The 3,110-nt window shown below is 65.6% G+C and carries 2 protein-coding genes; both read right to left on the bottom strand.

Annotated features, from left to right (window positions below):
* Positions 1 to 1,824: efflux RND transporter permease subunit (locus VJS90_RS06305; RefSeq protein WP_324120140.1), on the bottom strand; the 1,824-nt coding region annotated here is incomplete at its 3' end.
* Positions 1,821 to 3,089 carry an MdtA/MuxA family multidrug efflux RND transporter periplasmic adaptor subunit gene (locus VJS90_RS06300; protein WP_324120138.1) on the bottom strand — a complete coding sequence of 423 codons (1,269 nt, stop codon included), beginning with the start codon at positions 3,087 to 3,089 and terminating at the stop codon, positions 1,821 to 1,823. The genes VJS90_RS06305 and VJS90_RS06300, both read right to left, overlap by 4 nt.
* Positions 3,090 to 3,110 lie beyond the last annotated feature (21 nt).

The raw sequence follows: 3,110 nt of genomic DNA, 5'->3' as shown, positions 1-3,110 counted from the left end.
GGCGTTGTCGCCGTCGACGCCGATATACGACGACAGACTCTGCACCGCCGGATCGGCCAGGATCACCTTGCTCAAGGCCTGTTGGCGTTCGCTCATCGCGGTGAAGGAAATGGACTGCGGCGCTTCGGAAATACCCTGGATCACGCCGGTGTCCTGCACCGGGAAGAACCCCTTGGGCACCGCCATGTACAGCACCACCGTGAGCACCAGACTGCCGACCGCGACCAGCAAGGTCAGCGGCTGGTGCCGCAGTACCCACTGCAGGCCGCGGCCGTAGTGGTGGATAAGCCAATCGATCCATGCGCCGCTGGCGCGGTAGAACCGCCCCTGCTCTTCTTCCTTCGGCTCGCGCTTGAGCAACCGCGCGCACATCATCGGCGTCAGGGTCAGCGAGACCACCAGGGAAATCAGGATGGCCACCGCCAGGGTGATGGCGAACTCGCGGAACAGCCGGCCGACCACATCGGCCATGAACAGCAACGGGATGAGCACGGCGATCAGCGAGAAGGTCAGCGAGATCAGGGTGAAACCGATCTGCCGGGCGCCCTTGAGCGCCGCCTGCATCGGCGTCTCGCCCTCCTCGATGTGCCGGGAGATGTTCTCGAGCATGACGATCGCGTCGTCGACCACGAAGCCCGTGGCGATGGTCAGGGCCATCAGCGTCAGGTTGTTGATCGAGAAGCCGGCCAGGTACATCACGCCAAAGGTGCCAATCAGCGACAGCGGCACGGCGATCGACGGAATAAGGGTGGCGCTGACACGGCGCAGGAACAGGAAGGTGACCAGGACCACCAGGACGATCGCGATCAGCAGCTCATGCTGCACGTCCTTGACCGCCGCGCGGATGGTCTGGGTGCGGTCGGTCAGCACGATGACGTCGAGGCCGGCAGGCAGGTTGTCGGTGACCGACGGCAGCATCTGCTTGATGCGGTCGACCGTCTCGATGACGTTGGCCCCTGGCTGGCGCTGGATGTTCAGCAGCACGGCCTGGTTCTGGTTGGCCCAGGCGGCCAAGCGCTCGTTCTCGGCGCCGTCGACAATCTCGGCGACGTCCTTCAGGCGCAATGGAGCGCCGTTGTTGTAGGTCAGGATGAGGTTGGCGTATTCCTCGGGCGAGCGCAGCTGGTCGTTGGCATCGAGCATCGACACCCGCGTCGGGCCGTCGAAGCTGCCCTTGGGCTGGTTGACGTTGGACGCGCCAACGAGGGTGCGCACGTCCTCAAGGCTCAGCCCGGCCGCGGCCAGGGCCTCGGCATTGACCTTGATGCGCACGGCCTGGCGCTGGCCACCGGCGATGCTGACCATGCCGACACCACTGGTCTGGGCGATCTTTTGCGCGATGCGGGTGTCGACCAGGTCATTGAGCTTTGGCAGCGGCATTGTCCTGGAGGAAATGGCCAGCGTCAGCACCGGGGTGTCGGCCGGGTTGACCTTGTTGTACACCGGCGGCGCCGGCAGGTCGCTCGGCAACAGGTTGCTGGCGGCGTTGATCGCGGCCTGCACCTGCTGCTCGGCGACATCCATGTTGATGTCCAGGCTGAAGCGCAGGGTCAGTACCGAGGCGCCGCCGGAGCTGGTCGACGCCATCTGGGTCAGGCCAGGCATCTGCCCGAACTGGCGCTCCAGCGGGGCGGTGACCGCGCTGGTCATGACCTCAGGGCTGGCGCCCGGATACAGGGTCATGACCCGGATGGTCGGGTAGTCGACCTGGGGCAAGGCCGAGACCGGCAGCAGCTTGTAGCCGATCAGGCCGGCAAGCACCAGGGCCAGCATGGTCAGCGTGGTCGCTACCGGGCGCAGGATGAACAGCCGCGAGAGATTCATGCGCCGGCCTTGCCCTGCCCGGCGGCGCCGGCCGAGGCGTCCTTGTCTTGCCCTTGCAGATGCTGTCCAGGCGTGGACGGCACCTGAGAACTGTCCTGGACCACCTCCACCAGGCTGCCTTCGCGCAACCGGTCAGTGCCTTCGAGCACGATCCGGTCGCCCGCGGCGAGGCCTTCGAGAATCACGCTCTGCTCGCCATCGCTGGCGCCCACCTTGAGTTTGCGCACATTGACCTTGTTCTCGGCGTTGACCACGTAGGCAAACGAGCCATCGTTACCAAACTGGATCGCCGCGGCAGGGGCCAGGACCACCTGTTTGAGGGTGTCGGCCAGCAATCGTACATTGACGAACTGGTTGGGGAACAGGGCCTGGTCCTTGTTCTCGAAGCGCGCCTTGAACTTGAGGGTACCTGTGGTGGTGTCGATCTGGTTGTCCAGGCTGCCCAGCACGCCGCTGGCCTGCAGGCGGATATCACCACGGTCCCAGGCCTCGACCGGCAGACTGGCACCGGTGCGGTAGCGCTCAAGTACCGACGGCAACTCGGTTTCCGGCAGGGTGAAGGCCACGCTGATCGGCTCGGTCTGGGTGATCACCACCAGGGCCGTGGTGTCATTGGCGGCGACCAGGTTGCCCAGATCGAGCTGGCGCAAGCCCAGCCGGCCACTGATCGGCGCGCGTATCTGGGTGAACTCCAGATTCAGGCGGGCGTCGTTGACCTCCGCCTGGTTGGTCTTGACCGTGCCAAGGTACTGCCCGACCAGGGCCTCGGCGGTGTCCAGGGTCTGTTTGGCGATACTGTCCTCGGCGTACAGGCCCTTGTAGCGGGCGACGTCGACCTGGGCGTTCTTCAACTGCGCCTGGTTCTGCGCCAGCGTGCCTTCGGCCTGCTGCAAGGCGATGCGGTAGGCGCGCGGGTCGATCTCGGCGAGCAGGTCGCCGGCCTTGACCTGCTGGCCTTCCTTGAAGTGCACCTTGACCAGTTCTCCGGCCACCCGGCTGCGCACGTTGACCGTGTTGGTCGCGGTCACGGTGCCCAACGCCTTGAAGTAGAGCGGGAAGTCACCGACCTTGGCCGGCTCGACGCGCACTGGCACCGGGTCGACGGAGTCACCAAAGCCGGGACGCCCGCCCTTGCCTGCCTTGCCTGCCGGCTCCTTGACCGCGGTCGTGGCGGGCCATAACCACCAGGCCACGGCGACCACCAGCAGCAGGATCAGCAGGCTGACAAGCCAGCGACGAGAGGAACGGGAGACAGGAGCTTGCATGGGTTGAACAGACCTTGTTCG

This window comes from Pseudomonas sp. (assembly GCF_035277045.1).
Lineage (GTDB): Bacteria > Pseudomonadota > Gammaproteobacteria > Pseudomonadales > Pseudomonadaceae > Aquipseudomonas.
This window is presented reverse-complemented; position numbering and strand designations above follow the sequence as displayed.

What these genes read in the sequence shown, in the direction of transcription:
- VJS90_RS06300 (WP_324120138.1), bottom strand. Translation starts at nt 3,089, where the DNA reads ATGCAAGCTCCTGTCTCCCGTTCCTCTCGTCGCTGGCTTGTCAGCCTG.